At 64.0% G+C, this 22,328-nt stretch carries 17 protein-coding genes and 1 tRNA gene; 14 read left to right on the top strand and 4 right to left on the bottom strand.

Annotation, left to right across the window (positions count from 1 at the left end):
* Positions 1–6: 6 nt before the first annotated feature.
* The 3 genes from BW11_RS09840 (at position 7) to BW11_RS09830 (ending at position 2,581) form a co-directional block, all read left to right on the top strand.
* On the top strand, positions 7–804 hold the full coding sequence (locus BW11_RS09840) for a TraX family protein (RefSeq protein WP_140445574.1): 798 nt from the start codon (positions 7–9) through the stop codon (positions 802–804).
* Positions 805–862: 58 nt separating this feature from the next.
* On the top strand, positions 863–1,948 hold the full coding sequence (locus tag BW11_RS09835; RefSeq protein WP_140445573.1) for an IS630 family transposase: 1,086 nt from the start codon (positions 863–865) through the stop codon (positions 1,946–1,948).
* Positions 1,949–2,386: 438 nt separating this feature from the next.
* Entirely contained in the window at positions 2,387–2,581 is a 195-nt protein-coding gene (locus tag BW11_RS09830) for a hypothetical protein (RefSeq protein WP_140445572.1), read from the top strand.
* 289 nt (positions 2,582–2,870) lie between these two features.
* Here the strand turns inward: BW11_RS09830 and BW11_RS09825 are convergent, their stop codons facing one another.
* On the bottom strand, positions 2,871–3,902 hold the full coding sequence (locus BW11_RS09825) for a LacI family DNA-binding transcriptional regulator (RefSeq protein ID WP_140445571.1): 1,032 nt from the start codon (positions 3,900–3,902) through the stop codon (positions 2,871–2,873).
* Between the two features lie 315 nt (positions 3,903–4,217).
* Between BW11_RS09825 and dnaK the strand changes: the two genes are divergently transcribed.
* The 9 genes from dnaK to BW11_RS09780 all read left to right on the top strand — a co-directional run bounded on the left by dnaK (position 4,218) and on the right by BW11_RS09780 (position 14,189).
* Positions 4,218–6,104: a molecular chaperone DnaK gene (dnaK, locus tag BW11_RS09820; RefSeq protein ID WP_043166074.1), complete on the top strand. Its 1,887-nt coding sequence runs from the start codon at positions 4,218–4,220 to the stop codon at positions 6,102–6,104.
* Positions 6,105–6,115: 11 nt separating this feature from the next.
* Positions 6,116–6,778, top strand: coding sequence for a nucleotide exchange factor GrpE (gene grpE / locus BW11_RS09815; RefSeq protein ID WP_140445570.1), 663 nt, complete (start codon positions 6,116–6,118; stop codon positions 6,776–6,778).
* A gap of 285 nt (positions 6,779–7,063) precedes the next feature.
* Positions 7,064–8,074, top strand: a complete 1,011-nt coding sequence (locus BW11_RS09810) for a DnaJ C-terminal domain-containing protein (RefSeq protein ID WP_140445569.1) — start codon at positions 7,064–7,066, stop codon at positions 8,072–8,074.
* 34 nt (positions 8,075–8,108) lie between these two features.
* Positions 8,109–8,702, top strand: coding sequence for a heat shock protein transcriptional repressor HspR (locus tag BW11_RS09805; protein ID WP_181162587.1), 594 nt, complete (start codon positions 8,109–8,111; stop codon positions 8,700–8,702).
* Between the two features lie 186 nt (positions 8,703–8,888).
* A complete protein-coding gene (locus tag BW11_RS09800; RefSeq protein ID WP_043166077.1) occupies positions 8,889–9,560 on the top strand; it encodes an HAD family phosphatase in 672 nt (223 codons plus the stop codon).
* A 44-nt stretch (positions 9,561–9,604) separates the two neighbouring features.
* Entirely contained in the window at positions 9,605–10,288 is a 684-nt protein-coding gene (locus tag BW11_RS09795; protein WP_043166078.1) for a DedA family protein, read from the top strand.
* 256 nt (positions 10,289–10,544) lie between these two features.
* Positions 10,545–11,873, top strand: coding sequence for an ATP-binding protein (locus tag BW11_RS09790; protein WP_140445568.1), 1,329 nt, complete (start codon positions 10,545–10,547; stop codon positions 11,871–11,873).
* Positions 11,874–11,977: 104 nt separating this feature from the next.
* Positions 11,978–12,050, top strand: a tRNA-Ala gene (locus BW11_RS09785).
* A 531-nt stretch (positions 12,051–12,581) separates the two neighbouring features.
* Positions 12,582–14,189 carry a C69 family dipeptidase gene (locus tag BW11_RS09780; RefSeq protein WP_140445567.1) on the top strand — a complete coding sequence of 536 codons (1,608 nt, stop codon included), beginning with the start codon at positions 12,582–12,584 and terminating at the stop codon, positions 14,187–14,189.
* A 21-nt stretch (positions 14,190–14,210) separates the two neighbouring features.
* Here the strand turns inward: BW11_RS09780 and BW11_RS09775 are convergent, their stop codons facing one another.
* Positions 14,211–16,583, bottom strand: coding sequence for a YhgE/Pip domain-containing protein (locus BW11_RS09775; RefSeq protein ID WP_140445566.1), 2,373 nt, complete (start codon positions 16,581–16,583; stop codon positions 14,211–14,213).
* The gene (locus tag BW11_RS09770) at positions 16,580–19,189 is read right to left on the bottom strand and encodes a YhgE/Pip domain-containing protein (RefSeq protein WP_140445565.1); all 2,610 of its coding nucleotides are present in this window, start codon (positions 19,187–19,189) and stop codon (positions 16,580–16,582) included. Before BW11_RS09770 ends, BW11_RS09775 begins: the two co-directional genes overlap by 4 nt.
* A 272-nt stretch (positions 19,190–19,461) precedes the next feature.
* Here BW11_RS09770 and rsmI point away from each other — a divergent pair, with 272 nt between their 5' ends.
* A complete protein-coding gene (rsmI, locus tag BW11_RS09765) occupies positions 19,462–20,424 on the top strand; it encodes a 16S rRNA (cytidine(1402)-2'-O)-methyltransferase (protein ID WP_043167764.1) in 963 nt (320 codons plus the stop codon).
* Here the strand turns inward: rsmI and BW11_RS09760 are convergent.
* Positions 20,411–21,229, bottom strand: coding sequence for a hypothetical protein (locus BW11_RS09760; RefSeq protein WP_140445564.1), 819 nt, complete (start codon positions 21,227–21,229; stop codon positions 20,411–20,413). The genes rsmI and BW11_RS09760 overlap by 14 nt on opposite strands.
* Before the next feature lie 498 nt (positions 21,230–21,727).
* On the opposite strand from BW11_RS09760, the gene BW11_RS11905 reads away from it, so the two are divergent.
* Positions 21,728–21,853, top strand: a complete 126-nt coding sequence (locus tag BW11_RS11905) for a hypothetical protein (protein WP_258184653.1) — start codon at positions 21,728–21,730, stop codon at positions 21,851–21,853.
* The last annotated feature ends 475 nt before the right edge of the window (positions 21,854–22,328 follow it).

Here is a 22,328-nt window from a genome sequence, read left to right as displayed (position 1 = left end):
GGAGAGATGACGATGAATCAGCCGAACCGGTCGCGTGCGTCGCGCGGACTGACCTCGTTCCGACTCAAGGTGATCGGTGCGGTGTTCATGGCGTTGTCGATCGCCTCGACCACGCTCATGCCCGCGATCCTCGGCGTCTCACTCGACCCCGGCGCCGGCATGGCGTCGATCTCCTCCGCCGACATGGTCTCCCTGACCGAAATCGTCCTGTGCGAGATCATCTCCTGGTGCGCCGTCCCGATCTACGCATGGCTGCTCGTCGACGGCTATCGTCACACGCGCGGCGCGTGGGCGTACGTCGGTCGCCTCGCCGCGCTCGCCGTCGTATGCGAGGTGCCCTACGACCTCGCGACCTCCGGCAAGGCGTTCGACATGTCGTCGCAGAACCCGGTGTGGGGATTGGTCATCGCCCTGATCGTGCTCGTCCTGCTCGACTGGACGGCGACGCGATTCGGCCGTGCGACCGGCGCGGCCGCGCGCCTCCTCATCTGCCTGGCGATCGTGCTGGCCGGCATCATGTGGAATCTGCTGATGAACGTCGGTCTGCGCCAGCACGTCATGTACGCGGGCGCGTTGACGCTCGGCTTCGCACTGATCTTCCGATATCTCGCCGCCCGCGAGAACACGATGATGATCACCGCCGGATTGCTCGGCGCGATGATGCTCATCGTGCCGGCCGTCGGCGTCATGTTCCTGCACTGGCGCAACGGCGAGGCCGGCTATGCGCGGCCGTGGACCAAGTGGGTGTTCTATGCCCTGTATCCGATCATGCTGCTGGTCGGATGCGTGTTCACCGTGCTGTAGCCGGGCGCCTAGTGTCCTCCGTCATTAATTCGTTTATTATGTCTGGTATGATGGGCGCATGGCGAGAACGGGTCGGCCAAGGGCCGAGTTGACATTGACCGACGACGAGCGCGACCAGCTGGAACGCTGGGCCAGACGCCGCAGGTCGTCGCAGGCGCTGGCGCTGCGTTGCCGGATCGTGCTGGCGTGCGCGGAGGGCCTGTCGAACAAGGAGGTGGCCGGACGGGTCGGCGCGAGCCTGCCGACGGTGGGCAAGTGGCGCCGGCGGTTCCTTGAGTCGAGGCTGGACGGCCTGTCGGACGAGCCACGGCCGGGCAGGCCTGCGACGATCACGGACCGGATGGTCGAGGACCTGCTGGTCGCGACCCTCGAGGAGACTCCGAGGAACGCGACGCATTGGAGCCGCAGGCTGATGGCCGAGCGCACGGGGATCAGCGAGTCGAGCGTGGGCAGGATCTGGCGGGCGTTCAACCTCAGGCCCCATCGCGAGGACGGGTTCAGGCTGTCGAACGACCCGCTGTTCGTGGACAAGGTGCACGACGTGGTCGGCCTGTACCTCGACCCGCCCGAGAGCGCGGTCGTGCTGTGCGTGGACGAGAAGAGCCAGATCCAGGCGCTCCAGCGCTCACAGCCGGCGCTGCCGATGATGCCGGGCATGCCCGAGCGGCGCACGCACGACTACGTGCGGCACGGCACCACGAGCCTGTTCGCCGCGATGAACGTGGCCGACGGGACCGTCATCAGCGCCACGCACCGCCGGCACCGGGCCGCCGAGTTCGTCTCGTTCCTCGGGAAGATCGACGCGGAGGTCCCCGACGGGCTCGACGTGCACGTGGTGTGCGACAACTACGGGACCCACAAGACCCCGAGCGTGAACGCGTGGCTGGAACGCCACCCGAGGTTCCGCATGCACTTCACCCCGACCTATTCGAGCTGGCTGAACCAGGTCGAGCGGCTGTTCGCCGAGATCACCCGGCAGATGCTCCAGCGCGGCGACCACCGCAGCGTCCAGGCGCTGGAGAGGGACGTGCGCGAATGGGTCAGGATATGGAACGAGAACCCCCGGCCCTTCAAATGGAACAAGACCGCCGATCAGATCCTCTCATCCCTGGCCCGTTTCCTCCAACGCACCACCGGCATCTAACCAACAACCGAATTCAACAACGAACTTCCAACACAGGACACTAGTATCCTGCGCAGTAAATTCATTGTTGAATTGACCACTCCTCAGACCTGCTTCAGGCCTGCTTCGCGGTCTGGCTCGTCCCGCGATTACGGACGCGCTGCGCGCGTCATGCTGGCTCGCCTGTCGGCCCCGCACGTTGCCTGCAAACGGCGAAACTGTTTTCTTCACGGTGACGTTTTGGCCAACGGCGACGCCCCGACAAGGGGAGATGGGATGAGACCAACGAATTTCCGGTGGAGGTACTAGACACTCGGCCGCGCCATCGCAGACTGACTCAATTGTGTGTGTCGCCCGGCCACGCCACCTCAGTCATGCCGTTCGGCCACGCCTCAGCTGTGCCGCCCAACCATACTGTCCAGCTGTGCTGCAGCTGTGCCGTCCGGCCGCACCCCTCCTGTGCCGTTCAACGCATTTTTCAGTGTTTTTGGCGTTGAGCGGCACGACGATGCGTCATTGCTGCCTCGCCAACTTTTTGACATGTTGTCAAAATGGCTATTTTCCAACGATTCCGCAATGGCCGGTATCGCAAGGACCGCCCCCGCCGCCGATGTGTCTGCCGCTCAACGTGAAAAATCGCCGAAATTGCGTTGAGCGGCACGGTTTTCTGCCGCTCAACGAACATCAACCGATTGACATGCACTGAGTGGCAGCCCCATCGCGACTCATCGCGCATTCATCCTCGATTCACCCCGATCGACGTATCGGGCCCTACGGAATCAAACGTTTTTGCCACTTCCCACCACCCACTCAACGTCGGATCCTACAGGATCGGCCGAAATGTGTGTGTTCAATAGAAAGTGGGCCGTATGGGCGTGTGGAAAGACTCCGAAGCGGGCCCGAGGGGATGGCCAATTCAACAACGAACTTCCAACGGAGGATACTAGGAGGCGGTGTAGGGGGCGTCGGTGTCGCGCAGCACGAGCTGGGCTTCGACGGTCTCGTGGGCCTTGCCTGCGTCCAGCTCCTCGCCGTTGATCAGCCTGAGGGCCTTGCGAGCCGCGGACCGGCCCATCGCGCGCGGATCCTGACGCATCGTGGTCAGGCCCATCTCTCGCGCGTAGATGCTGTCGTCGAAGCCGATGATCGAGTAGTCGCGCGGTGTGCGTCGACCGTATCGCTCGAGTTTGATGATCATCGGGATCGCCATCATGTCCATCTGGCAGCAGATCGCGTCGGGGAACTCATCGAGCGCAAGCAGCGCGGAAAGCGCCGAATCGACGAACTCCGGACCACGCGGCACGCTGAGCACGCGCCAGTCGAGATCCCCGCGACGGGCGGCCGCCCCCTCGCACGCACGGATGAAGCCCCGTCCGCGGGCGTCGATCGAGGCGTCCATATCCGTCGCCTCGGAGCAGGGGGACACGATGTGGCGATGCCCCAGTCCGATCAGATGCTGCGTGGCCCTGTACATGCCCTCCTCGTCGTCGATGCTGATCGAGGCGTCGAATCCGGTGGTCGAGGGGATGTTGATGCCGATGATCGGCACGTGGATGCGCTTGAGCTGCTCCACCTCGGGCGGGTCGATCGCGAACGACGCGACGAACACCGCGTCCACGTTGCGCCTGATCGGCAGGTCCGTGAAGAACTCACGCCGATTCTCCGCCGTATCGATGTGCTGGAACAGGGAGATGTCGTAGCCTGCGGGATGCATCACCGATTCCAGACCGGCGAACACCTCCGTGTTGAACCAGCTGGTGATCTCCTCGTTCATCAGCAGCGCCACACGGTTCGTGCGTCCGGATTTGAGTGCCGTGGCCGAGCGGGAGATATTGAAGTCGAGGCGATCGGCGATGTCGAGCACCCTGCGCCGCGTCTTCTCGGAGACGAGATCGGGGCGTGTGAACGCGCGGGAGACCGTCGAGATGGAGACACCCGCCGCCTTGGCGACGTCATGGATATCGGCTTTGGTCATATGCTGCTTCTCCCATCATCGCCGGAGTCAAAGAACGGTACACCATCTTACTGCGAACGTTGGCATGGCGATTCGCTGCAAGCCCCCTCTCTCGGCGACCGGTCGCCGAGAGAGGGCCCCGTCTAAAACTTGAGCAATCCCCACTCAACTTTTTGTGTGGAATATGGGAATAAAACTTGCAGGTCGGAAGTTGAGTGGTGTAGGCTCAAGTTTTGGAAGGTCCGAGGAATGATCATCCGGAACTCGGGCGAAGAACGTAAGAACATGGCGTGCGCCGCCTCGGCGACGCACGCAAGGACAAAAGGAGCACACATTATGGCACGTGCAGTTGGTATCGATCTGGGCACCACGAATTCCTGCATCGCTACTCTTGAAGGCGGCGAGCCCACCGTCATCGTCAACGCCGAGGGCATGCGCACCACCCCGTCCGTGGTGGCGTTCAGCAAGTCCGGCGAGATCCTCGTCGGCGAGGTCGCCAAGCGTCAGGCCGTGACGAACGTCGACCGCACCATCTCCTCCGTGAAGCGTCACATGGGCACTGACTGGACCGTCGAGATCGACGGCAAGAAGTGGACCCCGCAGGAGATCTCCGCGCAGATCCTGATGAAGCTCAAGAGGGACGCCGAGGCGTACCTCGGCGAGCCGGTCACCGACGCCGTCATCACCTGCCCGGCGTACTTCAACGACGCCCAGCGTCAGGCCACCAAGGACGCCGGCAAGATCGCAGGCCTGAACGTCCTGCGCATCATCAACGAGCCGACGGCCGCGGCCCTCGCCTACGGCCTCGAGAAGGGCAAGGAGGACGAGCGCATCCTGGTCTTCGATCTCGGCGGCGGCACCTTCGATGTCTCCCTGCTGGAGATCGGCAAGGACGACGACGGCTTCTCCACCATTCAGGTCCAGGCCACGAACGGCGATAACCACCTCGGTGGCGACGACTGGGATCAGAAGATCATCGACTGGCTGGTCTCCGAGGTCAAGAACAAGTACGGCGTCGACCTGTCCAAGGACAAGATCGCGCTGCAGCGTCTGAAGGAAGCCGCCGAGCAGGCCAAGAAGGAGCTGTCCTCCTCGACCTCGACGAGCATCTCCATGCAGTACCTGGCCATGACCCCCGACGGCACGCCGGTCCACCTCGACGAGACGCTGACCCGCGCCCACTTCGAGGAGATGACCTCCGATCTGCTCGGTCGCTGCCGTGCGCCGTTCAACAACGTGCTGCGCGATGCGAACATCTCCGTCGGCGACATCGACCACGTCGTGCTCGTCGGTGGTTCCACCCGTATGCCGGCCGTCAAGGAGCTCGTCAAGGAGCTCACCGGCGGCAAGGAAGCGAACCAGTCCGTCAACCCGGATGAGGTCGTCGCCGTCGGCGCGTCCATCCAGTCCGGCGTCATCAAGGGCGACAAGAAGGACGTCCTGCTGATCGACGTGACCCCGCTGTCGCTGGGCATCGAGACCAAGGGCGGCATCATGACCAAGCTCATCGACCGCAACACCGCCATCCCGACCAAGCGTTCCGAGGTCTTCTCCACGGCCGAGGACAACCAGCCGTCCGTGCTGATCCAGGTCTACCAGGGCGAGCGTGAGTTCGCCCGCGACAACAAGCCGCTGGGCACCTTCGAGCTGACCGGCATCGCGCCGGCTCCGCGTGGCGTCCCGCAGATCGAGGTCACCTTCGACATCGACGCCAACGGCATCGTGCACGTGTCCGCCAAGGACAAGGGCACCGGCAAGGAGCAGTCGATGACCATCACCGGTGGCTCCGGCCTGCCGAAGGACGAGATCGACCGCATGGTCAAGGAGGCCGAGGCTCACGAGGCCGAGGACAAGAAGCGCAAGGAGGATGCCGAGACCCGCAACCAGGCCGAGGCGTTCGCCTACTCCACCGAGAAGCTCGTCAACGACAACAAGGAGAAGCTGTCCGACGAGGTGGCCAACGAGGTCACCGAGAAGGTCAACGCCTTGAAGGAGGCCCTGAAGGGCGACGACATCGAGAAGGTCAAGACCGCGCAGAGCGAGCTGATGACCTCCGCCCAGAAGATCGGCCAGGCCCTCTACGCCCAGCAGGGCGCCGAAGGTGCGGCCGGTGCCGCGGGTGCCGCGGGTGCCGGTGCCGCGTCGGGCTCCGCCTCCAACGGCGGTGACGACGACGTGGTGGACGCCGAAGTCGTGGATGACGACGACAAGGACAACAAGTAAGGTTCCGTCCGATGGCTGAATTCAACAAGGACGACTACCTGAAGGATCTGCCGGACCCCGACGACGCGCGCGACACCGCCGCGTCGTCGGCCCCGGCCGACACCCCCGCCGACGCCGCTGCCGCCAAGACCTCGGCCCCCTCTGAGGAGGGAGCCGGCGCGGCGGATGGCGCGACTGAGGCAGAGACCTCCAACCAGGCCGATGCCGCGGCCGCCGACAAGGACTCCGACAACACCCTGACCCCGCTGGGTCAGGCCAAGAAGGAGGCCGCCAACTACCTCGAGGCCCTGCAGCGCGAGCGTGCGGAGTTCATCAACTACCGCAATCGCGCGAAGAAGGAGCAGGAGCGCTTCCGCCAGCACGGCATCATCGACGTGCTGACCGCCCTGCTGCCCGCCCTCGACGACATCGATCGCATCCGCGCCAACAGCGAGATGGACGAGTCCTTCAAGGCCGTCGCCGCGAAGATCGACAAGGCCTTCGAGAAGTTCGGCGTCGAGAAGTTCGGCGAGGCCGGCGAGGACTTCGACCCGACCAAGCACGACGCGATCCTGCACAAGCCGGACGCATCGGCCGAGAAGGAGACCGTCGACACCGTAGTGGAGGCCGGATACCGCATCGGCGACCGCGTAATCCGCGCCGCCCGAGTAGTGGTAGCCTCCCCCCAGAACTGATCCCTCGGCTCCCACCCTCTAAAAGGGGTTTGTAGAAGTCGACTAGATTTCTGCAAACTCACCGGTGGGCCGGGGGTATGTCGGCGTGGGACAAACGTAACGCAAGTTACGCACCCAAGTGAGCGTGGGCGGGCGGTTTGCGCATTGTGACCGTAAAGACTTGGCCAGAGCGGCCCGGAGCGTGTCTCAGTGCGCAAACCGCCCGCCCACGCGGCAACGCACTTACCCATACTTACTTATTTACTTATTTGCAAGAAAAACAAAACAGCACGAAAGGAGACATGAATGGCTGAGAACGAATGGCTGAGCAAAGACTTCTACAAAGTCCTTGGTGTCTCCAAGGACGCCACCCCCGAGCAGATCACCAAAGCCTACCGCAAGCTGGCGCGCAAGTACCACCCCGACCTCAACAAGACCAAGGAGGCGGAGGAGAAGTTCAAGGACATCTCCGAGGCCTATGACGTGTTGAGCAACAAGGATCAGCGCCAGAAGTACGATGCCATCCGCCAGTTCGGCATGGGCGGCGCCCGCTTCGCCGGCGGTTCCGGTCAGGGCGGCTTCGACGCCTCCGGATTTTCCGACATCTTCGGTTCGATGTTCGGACAGGGTTCCGGCATGGGCGGCAACGGGAACATCCGCTTCACCACGTCCGGCGGCGGCAATCCGAACCTCAACGACATCTTCTCGATGTTCGGCGGTGCGGCCGGTGCCGGATCGCAGGGCGCGTACGGTGCTGGCCCCGGCGGCTACTCGTATGAGGAGCCTCCGACCCCTACCAAGGGCAAGGACCGCAACTCGAAGATCACCCTGACGCTTCGTCAGGCCGCCAAGGGCGCGACCGTCTCGCTGTCCGTGGACGGCTCGAAGTTCAAGACGCACATCCCCGCGGGCGTGCGCGACGGCCAGAAGATCCGTCTGGCCGGCAAGGGCCACGCGGGTTTGAACGGCGGTGCGCACGGTGACCTGTACCTGCAGGTCAGCGTCAAGCCGGATTCCAAGTTCGCGATGCGCGGCCATGATCTGGTGATGGATCTGCCCGTGAGCGTGGGCGAGGCCGTGGCCGGCGCGAAGGTCGAGGCCACCGACATCGACGGCGAGACCGTCACGTTCAAGGTGCCCGCCGGCTCGTCCAGCGGCACCGAGGTGAAGGTCGCCGGCAAGGGCGTGCAGGTCGGCAACACGCCGGGCGATCTCATCGGCCGCGTGATGATCCAGGTGCCGGTCAAGCCGGGTCTGGGCGTCAAGCACGCCGCCAAGGAGTTCGACAAGGCCGCGGGCGACTACATCCCGCGCTGAGCGACAAGTGGCACAAGTGGTTTGGAGGTGAATGATGGTGAGGGTCGCGCGTGAACTGCGCCAGCTGTACGCGATGTGCGCGACGGCGATCGTGCTCGGTCGCGCAGATCTCGACGGCGCCGACGAGGCCGGTTTCGATCTCGAACTGCCGGTGTTCACGATCGGGCAGGCCGCCGAAGTTGCCAACATCCACCCTCAGACGCTCCGCCAGTACGATCGCGTCGGGCTGGTCGTCCCGCAGCGTACGGAGGGCGGTGCCCGCCGCTACTGCCTGCGTGACATCGACCGCCTCGTCCAGGCGCAGCGGATGATCCAGAGCGAGGGCATCAACCTGTCCGGCGTGACGCGCATCCTCACGTTGCAGGAGGAGAACCGGCAGCTGCGCCGTCAGGTGCGTCGCCTGCAGACGGCCGGCGAGGAGAGCGTGTTCGCCGCCGGGCGCGATGGTGACATCGTCGAGATGCAGCGGTCGAACAGCGCGCGCATGTGGCGTCGCGCGATCCGCACGCAGATGCGCGAGCTGCCGGGCCGTCCGACGCCACGCCCGTCGCGTGGCGGGGCGGACGCCGGCGACGCGTTCGGCTACGGCGATTCGCCCGACGACAAGTCGCTGGTCATCTGGCGCTGAATCGCAGATCTTTGCTGTCATCCCGTACGCGAGGGCCGTTATTGCCGGTCATCCCGCGTACGGTTTTTCTATTCCTCCGCACGATTCCGGCACGTCGCGCGCGGCGACTGTCGGGCTGGTTTGGTGTGATGGAACCGATGGAAGGCCGCAAGCGTTCGCGGCCTGCACGCGACGGACGGAGGAATCATGCTGCTCAAGGCGGTGTTCTGGGATCTCGACGGCACTTTGATCGATTCGGAGCCGCTGTGGCATAACGGCGAGTTCGAGATCGCCGCGGCCAACAACGGTACGTGGAGCGAGGATCTCGGCTGGGAGTGCTCCGGCACGCCGGTGCCCGATGTGGCTCGGCGCATGATCGAGCACGGCTGCACGCTGTCGGTCGAGGAGATCGACAGGCAGCTCAAGCAGTACGTGTTCGATCAGGAGAAGATCCACATGCCGTGGATCGACGGCGTGACCGACGTGCTGCGCGCGCTCAAGGAGGCCGGCATCCCGTCGATGCTGGTGAGCACCTCCCCGCGTCCGATCGTCGAGAACGTGCTCGACGCCGCCCCCGGCCTCTTCGCGGGCTATGTGTGCGGCGACGACGACGCCAAACACAAGCCGGATCCGGCGCCGTACCTGCTGGCCGCCTCCAAGCTCGGCATCGCACGCGAGGACATGGCCAAGTGCGTGGTGCTCGAGGACACGCTCGTGGGTCTTACCGCGGGCGCCGCGTCCGGTGCGACGACGATCGCGCAGACCTGCACGATCCGCACCGACACGTCCGCCGGTCCGCAGTTCGCCTCGATCAACGGCTACGCGGGCATCGACCCGGCCGCGCTCGACGGTTTCGTGCGCCGGCGTCTGGAGGCGTGAGACAGTCCCGGCGTGACGCCCGCGACTGATAGAGTGACAGCGCTATGGCTTTTATCAATTTCATTCTTGAACTCCTGAAGGATCCGCGCGCGGCGATCGCCGGGTGGATCGCGATGGGTGTGGCGCCCACGCTGGGCTTCATCTTCCTGATCGTCTTCATCGAGACGGGTGTGGTGTTCTTCCCGTTCCTGCCCGGCGACTCCCTGCTGTTCGCGGCGGGCGTGTTCGCCGCCCCCGACGCCGTGACCGGCAAGGCCGCGCTGCCGTTGCACTTCCTGCTGCCGGTCGTGTGGCTCGCCCCGATCGTCGGCGACCAGTGCAACTACTTCATCGGCCACTTCTTCGGCCGCCGCATCATCCAGTCCGGCAAGGTCAAGGCGATGACCCCCGAGCGCATCGCCAAGACCGAGAAGATGATCGAGAAGTGGGGCCCTCTGGCCGTGTTCTTGGGACGCTTCTTCCCGTTCATCCGCACGTTCATGCCGTTCATCTCCGGCATCTCCGGCATGCGATGGAGCCGTTTCGCGCCGTTCTCGGTGCTCGGCGGCCTCGTGTGGTCGTCGCTGTTCACGCTTCTCGGCTACTTCTTCGGCAACATTCCGGCCGTGCAGGATCACTTCGAGCTGGTGATCGTCCTCATCCTGCTGGTCTCGCTCGCCCCGACGATCATCGGCCTGTTCAAGGCCAAGTTCGGCAAGAAGAAGCCCGCCGCCCACGCCGCCCAGTGACGTTCGCCAGCCCGCGGTTGCGGCTTCGGTTCGACGTTCCGATCCAGGTCCGGTCCTCGTCCTCGCAGGACCGGACCTTGTCGTATCAGCCGAGTCCCGCATTCGGTATCATTCGGATTTTGGTAGTTGGAGAATTCGGATTATTGTAGTTGTGAGATTCGGATTTTGGAAGTTGAAAAATTCGGATTTTGGCGGTTGATGTGCATGACATTGGTGTGGTTGGCAACAGGAAGGCTGGAATTTGGCGGATTCTGAGATGTTGAGTGAGGACGTGGAGCGGCGTCGATCTGGCGGCATCATGCCGACGGGATATCGCTCGCGGATCGTCGATGCGCAAATCGAAAGATATATGCGCATCTTTGGTGCCGTGGAGATCGCCGGTACCAAATGGTGCGGCAAGACGTGGTCGGCACGTGCGCACGCGTCCAGCATCACGTATGTTGATCGCGGTAGCAATCTGGACGTAGCGCGTGCCGATCCGTCATTGATGTTGATCGGAGAACGTCCCCACGTCATCGACGAATGGCAGCTTGTGCCGGATATCTGGGACGAGGTGCGCCATAGTGTCGATGACGAACCCGGGGAAAAGGGGCGATGGCTTCTCACTGGATCGTCCACTCCACTAGGGCAGCAAACTCCGCACCATAGCGGTGCCGGACGTATCGGACGTATCCGGATGAACCCCATGACGCTTGCGGAATCCGGTGTATCCAGCGGCGAGGTCAGTCTTGCCGGTCTGTTTGATCATCGATTTGCTGCTGCCAGATCATCGGTCGATACTCGGTCCTTGCTGGATGCGGCGTGCCGTGGCGGATGGCCGGAGGCGGCGGGAATGCCGGTCGCGGATGCCCAGATCCTGATTCGTGAATATATTCGATTGACGCTGTCGGAAAGCGTGCCGAAACAAGGCAAGGATCCGGATAACGCACGCAGGCTACTTGACTCGCTTGCTCGAAACATCAGTCAGGCGGTCACGTTCAAGACGCTGCGCAAGGATATGTATGGGACGGAAGAGAATCTGGATGACTTCATCTCCGAACGTACGGTGTCCGAATACGTGACGATGTTCGAGAACATGTTCGTCATTGATCCGGTCCGCGGGTGGGTGCCTCCGGCGCGTGACCCGAAGCGGTTGCAGACGAAGCCTCGCCGCTATTTCGCCGATCCATCCATCGCGGCCGCGGTGCTCGGCATGAGTCCTGCGGCCCTGCTGGACGATTGGCAGACATTCGGATTCCTGTTCGAGAACCTTTGCGTCCGTGATCTGCTGGTGTATGCGCGTGCGTTGCCGAACATCGGTATGGAGCCAGTGCGTTATTACCATGATGATTCGGGGCTGGAATGCGACGTCGTCATTGAGCTGGCCGATGGACGATGGGCCGGAATCGAGATCAAGTCCAGTGAGGACAAGGTTCCCGGTGCCGTGGCTAACTTGGTTCGTATGCGCGAGAAACTGCTGAAGAATCCAAGCGCCAGAACGCGTGAACCGGAGTTTTTGGCCGTGCTCGTTGGCGTGGGGAGGTTTGCGTACCGGCGCAAGGAGGACGGCATCTATGTGATTCCGGTCGGCGTGCTCGGGGCGTGACGTACATTGGCGTGATTGGGGATTCTTCCGCGTGTCGAGTTGCGAACGCGTGAGAATCGACTATATTGAAGCGAGTTGTCCTGCGGAGCAAGACAACACACCAAGGGGCTGTAGCTCAGTTGGTAGAGCGCTTCGTTCGCATCGAAGAGGTCGTGGTTTCGATTACCATCAGCTCCACAAACCCTCCGGAATTCCACCTCCGGAGGGTTTTTCATTTCCTTTCGTAGGTGCCAATGCCGGTGGTGGCGGTTTGCCGACTCTCGCGTCTGTTGCCACAAGTGCTCGAAAGGGCGGGGTTGGCTGTGGTGTGGCGGGTGACCGGAATCTCTCGCTGGAGTGGCGCTTGGGGAGAGGTTGGTGCTAGGGGCTGTCAGGAATCTCTCGCTTATGCGGTGCAGGAGAGAGATCTGTGCCGGGCAGTGGTGGAAACCTCTCGCTAAGCGGGGTGTTAGCGAGAGATTGGTGTCAGGTGCGTGCGGCGAGCTCTCGCTGAGGGATCATGGGGAGAGATCCACGGTATGTAGAGTGACGCGGGTGTCTCGCTGGAGGTGGATGGAGGGGGCGACGGCAGCGTGACTGCCATCCGGCTTCGTGCGGCCCGTGATCCGGTGCCGCCCATCCAAGCCACGTCCGTGCGCGGCTCATATCCGCGAATCATCCCTGAGCATGATTTGCCCGGGCGCATCGACCCTCCTAGAGTAGGGCGGCATGTCATGCACCACCATTCTTGTTGGAAAAGCAGCCAGCTACGACGGTTCGACCATCATCGCGCGCGACGATGACTCCGGTTCGGGCCGCTACGATCCCAAGCGCTTCATCGCCGTCGACCCGAAGGACCAGCCACGCCACTACCTCAGCGTCCTGAGCCACGTCGAGATCGACCTGCCGGACAACCCGTGCCGGTACTCGATCGTGCCGAACGTGCTCGATAATCGCGGCATCCTCGCCGAGGCGGGCGCGAACGAATACAATGTCGCGATGAGCGCGACCGAGACCATCGCGGTCAACGAGCGTGTGGCCGCCGCCGATCCGTTCGTCGAACTGATCCCCGCGGGCGAGAACACGGGCGAGAACACGGGCGAGAACTCCGCCGAAGTCCCCGGCGGCATCGGCGAGGAGGACATCATCACCCTCGTCCTGCCGTACGTCAGGACCGCGCGCGAGGGCGTCGCCCGCCTCGGCGAACTGCTCGAACAGTACGGCACGTACGAGTCGAACGGCGTGATCATCTCCGATGTGGACGAGATCTGGTACGTCGAGACGATCGGCGGCCATCACTGGATCGCCCGCCGCGTGCCCGACGACTGCTACGCGACGATCCCCAACCAGCTCGGCATCGACGACTTCGACCTGTCCGACGCGTTCGGCGATCAGCGCGAGTACATGTGCAGCGCCGACCTGCGCGAGTTCATCGTCGATCATCGCCTCGATCGCACGATGCGCGCGCACACCTCCCGCCGCGCCGTCTCCACCCACCGTCGCGACCGATTCAACCCGCGCGCGGTGTTCGGCGACTCCACGCCGAGGGACCACATCTACAACACGCCGCGCGCCTGGTACATGCAGCGTCACCTGAACCCGAGCGAGGACTGGGATTCTCCCAACGCGCGATTCACGCCGATCTCCGATGACATCCCGTGGTGCCGCGTGCCCGAGCGCAAGGTGTCGATCGAGGACATCGACTTCCTGCTCGGATCGCACTTCGAGGACACGCCCTACGATCCGTACGGCACGCTCGGTACGCCCGAATCGCGCCACCGTTACCGTCCGATCGGCGTCAATCGCACCGGACACATGGTCGCGATCCAGCTGCGCCCGTACGCGCCGGAGGCCTCCCGTGCGGTGATGTGGATCTCGTACGGTTCCGGCCCGTTCACGACCGCGGCCCCGTTCTATGCGAACGTCGACGATACGCCCGCGTATCTGCGCGATACGACGCCGGAGGTGTCGACCGCGAACCTGTACTGGACGAACCGTCTGATCGCGGTGATCGCGGACGCGCACTGGTTCGAGACGCAGAACCTGATCGGCCGGTACGTCGAGCAGGTGCGCGTGTTCGGGCACCGCCTGGTCGAGGCGACCGATGCCGAGGTCGAGGATGCGATCGCGGCGGCATCGACGTCGGAGCGGTCGAACGCCGACGCGCCGGCCGGGGTGCACGATGATCCGACCGACGTGCCGTCGGCGCTTGCAAAGGCCAACGAACGCATGGCCGCCTTCCTCGAGACCCACGCGCACACGCTGCTGAACGACGTGCTCTACACGTCCAGCAACCTGATGCACAACAGCTTCGCGATGTCCGACCGCTGGATCTGAGCCGGTAACTGCAGGAAGGCCCTACATCACCTTGGTGCTTTCGAGGTTGCGGATGATCCAGTCGTTGAGGCGGATCACGGGCTTGCGCAGCATGAGACCGAGCAGCAGCGAAGGCACCAGGAACAGGGCCAGCTTGCCCATCGAGATCCAGTACTCCATGCCGTAGTAGCCGGCCATCGCCGAGTGCATCGCGTCGACGCCGTACGGGAACAGCAGCCATTTGGCGATCACCTGGAAGAACGGCGGCAGGGTCTCCACCGGGAACGTGCCGCCGGAGCCGGCCACCTGCATGACGAGCAGCACGACGGCGATCGCCTTGCCGATGTCGCCGAACGACACCGTGAGCGTGTACACGAGGTTCGAGAACACCAGCGAGGCGAGCCATCCGGTCATGAGGAACAGGAACGGATGCTTGCACTGCACGCCGAGGTAGAACAGGTCTCCGAGGCACACGAGCGTGCCCTGCAACAGCGCGAGCAGACCGAAGATCATGTATCGGCCGAAATACTCCTGATGCAGTTTGAGCCCGAACTGCCGCGCGTTGCCGGGCGATTCGGAGTGCGGCTTGCGCAGCACGTCGAGCATCGCGCCCGGCCCGGCCGCGCGTCCGATCCTCACCGCCTCGCGCAATCCCACGTCGGAGCCGAGCGGCAGGTTGTTGCCGAGCCCCAGGATCACGGCCTTCTCATGGTCGGAGATCGATACCTTCATCATCGCGGCGAGCACGATCGCGCCCACCCAGATCGACAGGATCGTGTAGAACGGCGTCATCGCGGAACCGTAGTTCGCAATCGGATAGATCGCCTTGCGATCCACCTGAACCGGAGCGGACAGCAGCGAGGCGATCTCCTCCGGGTCCGCCGACATGATCGCCGACAGGCCGTTCGCCCCCGCGTCGGACCCGCCTGACCCGCCTGACCCGTCGGACCCGCCCGACAGTCCGCTCGTCAGCGTCGCGAACTTCGCGTTGAGATCGTCCAGCTTCGCCGCCGAATCGGTGAGCGCCTTCGACACATCGCCCAACGCGCCGCGCGCCTCCTTGAGGCCGCCGCCGACACCGTCCGTGAGCGAGGCCATGCCGTCCGTCGCGCCGGACAGGCGGTCGATCACGGTGCCGGTCTGCGCGGTCAGCTCGTCGATCGACGACTCCAGCGCCTCGAGCTGCGGCTTCAACGTCGTGCGATACGTGTTCGCCGCCTTGTCGACCGCCGCGCGTGCGTCGGCGACCTGCGCCTTCAGGTCCGCGCGCGTCTGCTCCGCGTCCGCCATGTCATCGTCGATCCGCTGCGCCGCCTCTCCCAGCGCCTTGGCTGCGGACGCGAGCTTCGCCTGCGTGTCCGCCGCCTGATCGGCCGCCGCGTCGAGCGCGTCCCTCACCGCCGGCAGCGTCGCCGATTCGGCGAGCGCGCGCAGCGACTCGGCGTACTGTCCGTACGCGTCGGCGTGCGCCTGCACCTTGCCCTGCAATGTGCGCAGTGCGGCCGACGTCTGCCCGGTCTGCACCTTCACGTCGTCGAACGCCGCGTCGATCTCGCTGCTGACTTCCGCGTACGCCTTGTCGGCGCGTTTGAGCGCGGCCTCGGCCTGCGCGCTCGCGCTCGACATCACGTTCTTGAGCCCGTCGGCGCTCGATTTCGCCTGCGTCATCGCCTTCCTGGCGTCCGCGGCGGCCGATCCGGTCGAGCCGAGCAGCTTGTCGGTCGACGCGACGAGGCTTTCGGTCGATTTGATGAGGTTTGCGTACGCGCCGACCTGCGCGGAGGCTGATTTGAGCTGCGAGGACATCGCCTTGATGTGTCCGGTGGCGTTGGTCACGTACTGCTTCATCTGCGGCGTGTCCGCGTATTTCGCGACGTTCGACGCCAGTCCGATCGCGACCTGGCCGATCGTCGTGACGAACGTCTGGTCGATGGTCGTGGCGACGGTGGAGGCGCCCTCATCGGTGATGTGCGGGGCGATCGGGTTGATCTTCTCGTTGAGGTAGTAGTCGAGTTCCGCGTGCTTGACCTTCGTGGAGAACAGGGTCATCATGTCGGCGCTGAAGCTGGAGGGGATGACGAGCGCCGCGTAGTATTCGCCGGAGTGCACGCCGTCGATCGCCTTGTCCTTGCCGACGAACTGCCAGTCGAGCTGGTGGTTGGCGCGCAGGGCGCTGACCACGGTCTCGCCCACGTTGATCGTCACCGGCATGAGGTCGGACTTGTAGCCCTTGTCGGTGTTCGCGACGGCGACCTTGAGTGCCTTCGTGTTGCCGTACGGGTCCCAGCTGGCCGCGATGTTGTACCACGCGTACAGGGCGGGCACGATGACCAGTCCGATCGCCACGATGATCGCGATCACGTTGCGCGTGGCCTGTTGGACGTCCCGTGCGAAGATGCGCCAGATGTTCCTCATCGCGTGCCTCCCTTGATGCCGTTACCGTTGCCGCCCTTGCCCTTGCGTCCGCGCCGCCAGATGTACCCGTTGAGCATCACGTCGCGGAACTGTTCGGCGGTCATCGCGCCCGTGCCCAGCTGGCGCGAGTAGCTTTCGCGCGTGTATTCGACGATGATCAGGTAGGCGTCGATCACGATGATCGACACGATCCATGCGGTGAGCATCGCGATCTTCGCCTGCGTGGCGAACAGCAGTACGAGGAAGACGATCGGCAGCACGGTCAGCATCACCAGACCGGAGACGATGAGCTTCGGGTAGCGTGTGAAGAACCGGTGCGCGCGGCGCGTGAGCAGCTCGTGCAGATCCTTGGAGTCGGAGGCCTCGCGGAATACGGAGGTCAGGCTCATCCGCTCGTTGACCATCGTGTTGTGTTCGGTGATCATCAGGTCGGTGTCGCTCAGACGACTGTCGAACAGGGCGTTCAGGTTCATCGCGTAGCGGCGTACGACCAGTCCGATGAACAGGGCGACCGGCAGATAGTAGGCGAGGTGCATCATGTCGAGCCAGTAGTGGTTCTCGTACAGGCCGCCGATCGGCCCGCGCATCGCGTTGATGCCGTACGTGAACGGCAGCCAGGGGTGCAGCTCGCGGAAGAAGTCCGGCATCATCTCGATCGGGTAGAGGCCCGATGCGCCCGGGATCTGCATGATCACGAGGATCACCGCGACCGCCTTGCCGATGTGCCGGAACGCGACCGCCAGCGCGTAGATGATGTTGATGTACACGGACGAGCAGAAGATGCCGGCGAGCAGGAACAGCAGCGGATGATCGCATTGGATGCCGAGCAGCAGGTCGCCGGTGCAGGCGATGACCGCCTGCATGAAGCCGATCACGACGAGCAGCAGCCAGCGGCCGAGATAGGCCTGCGTGGCGGTGAGCTGGATCAGCCCCTCGCGGTCCACCTCGAGCTTGTAGATCGCGATGAGCACGAATCCGCCTACCCACAGCGCGAGGTTCGTGTAGAACGGGGTGACCGCCGAACCGTAGTTCGCGATCGGGTAGACGGTCTTCGTGGTGAGCGTGACCGGGCTGCCCATGAACGCGCCGAACTCCTTGTCGTTGAGCTTGAGCCGGTCACGCAGCTTGGTGTACGTCTCGGAGCTTTCGATCGCGGCGACGTCGTTCCTCACGGTCGTTACGTCCTGCTGAAGGGTCTTCAGCGAGTCGCGCGTGCCGCCGATCGTCGTCGACGCCTCGGCGAGCGTGCCGTCGAGCTGGGAGAACAGGCCGTCCGCCTGCGTGATGGTCGTGTCGAGCGAGGTGAGCGTGCCCGCGAGCGTGCCGTTGAGCGCGGCGAAGCTGCCGAGCGACGCGTTGAGGTTCGGCATGATCGAGGTCGTGAGGTTCTGGCGTGCCGCGTTGAGTCCGGCGATGCCGCCGCTTGTGGTCGTGCCCGCCACGTTCGACAGATGCGTCGTGACGTCTTTGCCGGCCGTGATGAACGTCGTCGCGTTGTTGCGGAAGTCGCTGACCTGCTGCTGTTGCGTCTTGACCGCCGTGTCGATCACGTTGATCTGGCTCCAGATGTGCCGGCCCAGCGGGTCGGTGGTGTCCTGCGTGATGCCGGCCTTGGTTAGCGCGGCCTTCACGTCGGCGACCGTCTGGGCCGTGGCGTCGAGCGGGACCGAGATCGTCGTCGTGATGCGGTCGACCGACGCCTGCGCGTCGTTGAGTGATCCGGTGATCGCGCCGGCCGCGATGTTCGACTGCACGCCCACGCCGGACAGCTGCGCCGATCCGAGATCGAACGCGCCGGTCAGCACGCCGCCGAAGCGCTGCGCGTCGTTTTGAGCGGTGTTCAGCAGCGTGCCCGCGTTGTTCGACACCTTGCGCGCCGCGTCGAGCTCCTTTTTCAGCTCGACGAGCGTCCGCCGCGCCTCGGCGACGGAATTGCGCGACTGGTCGAGGCTCGCTCGCGTACGTCCGAGCGTGTCCGACGCCTTGCGGATGCGCTCGTTCGTCCTGTCGAGATCCGCGATGATGTCGTCGGTTGTCGTGCCCGCCTTGTCCGCGATGTCGTCGCTTGCCTTCGTGACGGCCTTGGCGACGACCTCGCCTACGGTCGACACGAACGTCTGGTTGATCTGCTCGTCGATCGTGCTCGCGCCGGTATCGGTGATCTTCGGCGCGATCGCGTTCTTCTTCTCGTTGACGTAGTACGTGATCTTCGGGCGCTCAGCCGAGCCGGTGACCACGCCCGCGAGGCTCTCGCTGAAATCGTCGTCCAGCACGATCGCCGCGTAGTACTCGCCCTTCTGCATGCCGTCCATCGCCTGCGCGCGGCTGACGAAGCGCCATCCGAGCTGGGTGTTCTTCTTCAACTGCGCGACGACCTGCGCGCCGGCGTCCAGCTTGCCCGCGATCGGCGAATCGGTGCCCTTGTCGTCGTTGACGACGGCGACCTGGATGTTGCCGGTGGCGGAGTACGGGTCCCAGTTGGCGAGGATGTTGAACCACGCGTACAGTGACGGGATGATCGCCACGCCGAGCGTGACCACCAGCGCCACCGGATTGCGCAGGATCCGCATGAGATCGCGCGTAAACACCTGCCAGATCGTGCTCATGCCGTTGCCGTCCCTCTTTCGCCGCGATATCGATATCCGAGATGCAGATTACTCAGGGTGGGCGTCGCGCCGCTATATCGTGGACGAAAAACAGCCGTGCAGATGAACCGATGCTGTCCAGATAGTGATTGCGTGCGATTGCGTGCGATTGCATCGGCGGACATGGGTCATCGCCGGTCATCGCCGGTGGACCTGGGCGCGCAATTTAAGAGGGAATTTACGTAGCCTGCGGCATCCGTCACGCGCGAATGGGGGATACTGGAACCATGACTATGACTAGTGCAGACGACGTTATCGAGATCACGGATCCCCAGCCTCACGACGAGTCCCGGCCCCTTGCGGCCGTGCGCATCCCCGTCGGGACCGTGGTGCTCGCGGCCACCCCGATCGGCAATGTGTTCGACGCCTCCGAGCGTCTGAAGGCGCTCATCGAGCACGCCGACATCATCGCCGCCGAGGACACGCGTCGCCTGTACGATCTGGCGAACCGCCTCGGCGTGCACGTCAACGGCCGCGTCATCGCCTACCACGACCACAACGAGCGCAACAAGGCCGACGGGCTGCTCGACAACGTCGAGACGGGCGCGACCGTCCTCGTCGTCTCCGACGCCGGCATGCCGACGATCAACGATCCGGGGCTCGCGATCGTGCGACGCGCCATCGAACGCGGACTACCGGTCACCTGCGCGCCCGGACCGTCCGCCGTGCTCGACGCGCTCGCCCTGTCAGGACTGCCCACCGACCGCTTCTGCTACGAGGGATTCCTGCCGCGCAAGCACTCCGAACGCATGCAACACCTGCGCACGCTCCTGCCCGAACGGCGCACGATGGTCTTCTACGAGACGCTGCATCGCATCGACGATTCGATGGACGACCTGCTGGAGGCGTTCGGGCCGAACCGCCGCATGGCCCTGTGCCGCGAACTGACCAAGGACTACGAGGAGGTGCGCCGCGGCACGATCATCGAGATCCGCGACGGCGTGCGTTCCGATCCGCCGCGCGGCGAGATGGTGCTCGTCGTCGCCGGTGCGTCCGACGAGGAGGCGACCGCCGCGGCTCCCAGCACGCTGTCGATCGAGGATCTGGCCCGACTGGCCATCGACCGCGCACTCGAGGACGGGCTGCGCATCAAGGAGGCGATCAGCCAGGTCGCCGAGGAGCACCCACTGCCCGACGGCACCCTGCCCAATCGCAAGCAGATCTATACCGCCGTCCTCAAGCTCAAGCAGGACTGATTTCGTTCTTGGCCTCCTCTGACGAGGGGGCCGAATTATTCCCTGCCCGCCGCTGGGCGTAGATGCGGCTGACCGACCGCAGGAGGGTGCGCGCCTGCGGGACCGTGGGCATGCACGGGTTCTCGTCGAGGATCGTCATGCAGTCGCCCGGGGAGAAGTCGTAGACGTCCATGCAGTCGGCGATCGGCTCGATGAGCAGCATGTCCTCCGTGCGATCGCCGAATATCGTGACGATATCGCACACCGTGCGCGCCGGACGCGTGACCCGCAAGGGTCCGATGCGCGCCAGATCGCGGTGTTCCACCTTGCGGTCGAACGCGCGCACGCGGCGCCCGTGATGCGTCTTGCGGAAGTGCGAGCGCGACATCACGTCCAACGTGTCGGGGAACGTGCCGCCCATCCACACCCACAGGGCGGTGAACGCGCAGGCGATCGTCGCGAACGGGATGATGCGCTCGGTGATCATCGCCCGCCCGTACAGGGTGTCGGCGTGCTCGATCCAGTATCCGCTGCGCGAGTCCAGTCCGCCGACCGAACCGAGGATCGTCAGGCGTTTGAGACTCAGTGGACCCGGCAGATCGCGGTCGATGAGAATCGGCGGAATGATCGGCTTCGGCCGGGGCGCGAGCGGCATGCCCGGCGTCACCGGCTCGGCCGGCGCGGGAATCGTGTCGCGTGGCGCGTCCGGCGAGGTGTTCCGCGTGGTCGCTGGGGGATTGGGCGGTGATGCGTCCTGCGCGGCGTCCGATGGCATCTCCGTATCCGAAGCATGGTTCGATATGAGGTTCGTCGTTGAACTGTCCATGCACCTACGATACCGGTCGGTCGGCCGGCCGCGTTTCCGTCAGACGGCTCCCGTGGATGACGGTGGATGAGCCGGTGGATAAGCGGCAGTGCCGGACGGCTTGATTGGCGTATCGATCGGCGTCTGCCTATCGTGTTTGTTGTCATAACGTGATCATTCTGACCGTTTTGGCGTGTTGTGGCGAAATCCGTTGCCACAAGTGTCCGGGAAGGGGATTCTGGGTGCGTTGTGTCGATGCGCGTCTGGGGTGCTGTGGATGCGATTGTCGTGGAATGGCGGAATTCCAAGGATCCGGTCGTGGAGGGGCGTGCCACAACTCTTGCGTTGCCTTGATTTCGTCGTGTTGTGGCGGGGCCTGTTGCCATAAGTGTTCGAAAGGGCGGGGTTGGCTGTGGTGTGGCGGGGATTGCTGCCACAAGATCGCGAAGATGCGGTTCTGGTCGCGTTGTGGGCGGGTAGTGGGGCACGACGGTGTGGAATCGGCGCGTTGTGCGGGTTGTGGCGGGAACGTCCATCGGCATGGGCGTCGGACCGGATGACGTCGGACCGGCCGACATCGGACCGAACGTCTGGGTGTCGGGCCTCCTGCCTGTCGGCACGGCGGATGAGGTGGATGGCGGATGACGATGCGGCGTATGGTGGCACGGCCGACGGCAATACAGCTGACGACAGAATCAGGCGTTCAACCGCCAAGCCAATTGCACACTTACTGAGGCCGTCCCGTTTGGTCTATCATAATTGCAAGGGAATCGATGGAGATTCCGGCGTAAGGAGAAAGATGTCAATGAAAAAGATTTTTCCCCCAAAAGACGATGGCGATTGATGAATAAATGCTCTGTGCTGTCGATCGTGGGTTTGCTGTTTCTCGCGATTGCCTTATATCTCACTGCCGTTGGTTCCATTCTGCTTATTATGTGGTGTCTTGTTGTGGCTTTTGCGTGTTCGTTGCTCTCGTCTGTGTTGTGTGTTGTTGCTCTATGCTGTTCGCGGCGAATGAATAAGGCATCCATCGGTCGAAAGATATCCTGTTATGCGATTCCCGTTTCGCTGATGGTTCTTGGATATGCCGGTGTGGTTGTCGTACCGATGATTTTTCATT

Source organism: Bifidobacterium sp. UTCIF-38 (genome assembly GCF_006454495.1).
GTDB lineage: Bacteria > Actinomycetota > Actinomycetes > Actinomycetales > Bifidobacteriaceae > Bifidobacterium > Bifidobacterium callitrichos.
This window is presented reverse-complemented; position numbering and strand designations above follow the sequence as displayed.

Bases quoted from the DNA above. Each gene is read 5' to 3' on its own strand.
- grpE (WP_140445570.1), top strand. From the start codon at position 6,116: ATGGCTGAATTCAACAAGGACGACTACCTGAAGGATCTGCCGGACCCC.
- rsmI (WP_043167764.1), top strand. From the start codon at position 19,462: ATGACTAGTGCAGACGACGTTATCGAGATCACGGATCCCCAGCCTCAC.
- BW11_RS09825 (WP_140445571.1), bottom strand. From the start codon at position 3,902: ATGACCAAAGCCGATATCCATGACGTCGCCAAGGCGGCGGGTGTCTCC.
- BW11_RS09805 (WP_181162587.1), top strand. From the start codon at position 8,109: ATGGTGAGGGTCGCGCGTGAACTGCGCCAGCTGTACGCGATGTGCGCG.
- dnaK (WP_043166074.1), top strand. From the start codon at position 4,218: ATGGCACGTGCAGTTGGTATCGATCTGGGCACCACGAATTCCTGCATC.
- BW11_RS09835 (WP_140445573.1), top strand. From the start codon at position 863: ATGGCGAGAACGGGTCGGCCAAGGGCCGAGTTGACATTGACCGACGAC.
- BW11_RS09775 (WP_140445566.1), bottom strand. From the start codon at position 16,583: ATGAGGAACATCTGGCGCATCTTCGCACGGGACGTCCAACAGGCCACG.
- BW11_RS09770 (WP_140445565.1), bottom strand. From the start codon at position 19,189: ATGAGCACGATCTGGCAGGTGTTTACGCGCGATCTCATGCGGATCCTG.
- BW11_RS09760 (WP_140445564.1), bottom strand. From the start codon at position 21,229: ATGGACAGTTCAACGACGAACCTCATATCGAACCATGCTTCGGATACG.
- BW11_RS09780 (WP_140445567.1), top strand. From the start codon at position 12,582: ATGTCATGCACCACCATTCTTGTTGGAAAAGCAGCCAGCTACGACGGT.
- BW11_RS09810 (WP_140445569.1), top strand. From the start codon at position 7,064: ATGGCTGAGAACGAATGGCTGAGCAAAGACTTCTACAAAGTCCTTGGT.
- BW11_RS09800 (WP_043166077.1), top strand. From the start codon at position 8,889: ATGCTGCTCAAGGCGGTGTTCTGGGATCTCGACGGCACTTTGATCGAT.
- BW11_RS09790 (WP_140445568.1), top strand. From the start codon at position 10,545: ATGTTGAGTGAGGACGTGGAGCGGCGTCGATCTGGCGGCATCATGCCG.
- BW11_RS09795 (WP_043166078.1), top strand. From the start codon at position 9,605: ATGGCTTTTATCAATTTCATTCTTGAACTCCTGAAGGATCCGCGCGCG.
- BW11_RS09840 (WP_140445574.1), top strand. From the start codon at position 7: ATGACGATGAATCAGCCGAACCGGTCGCGTGCGTCGCGCGGACTGACC.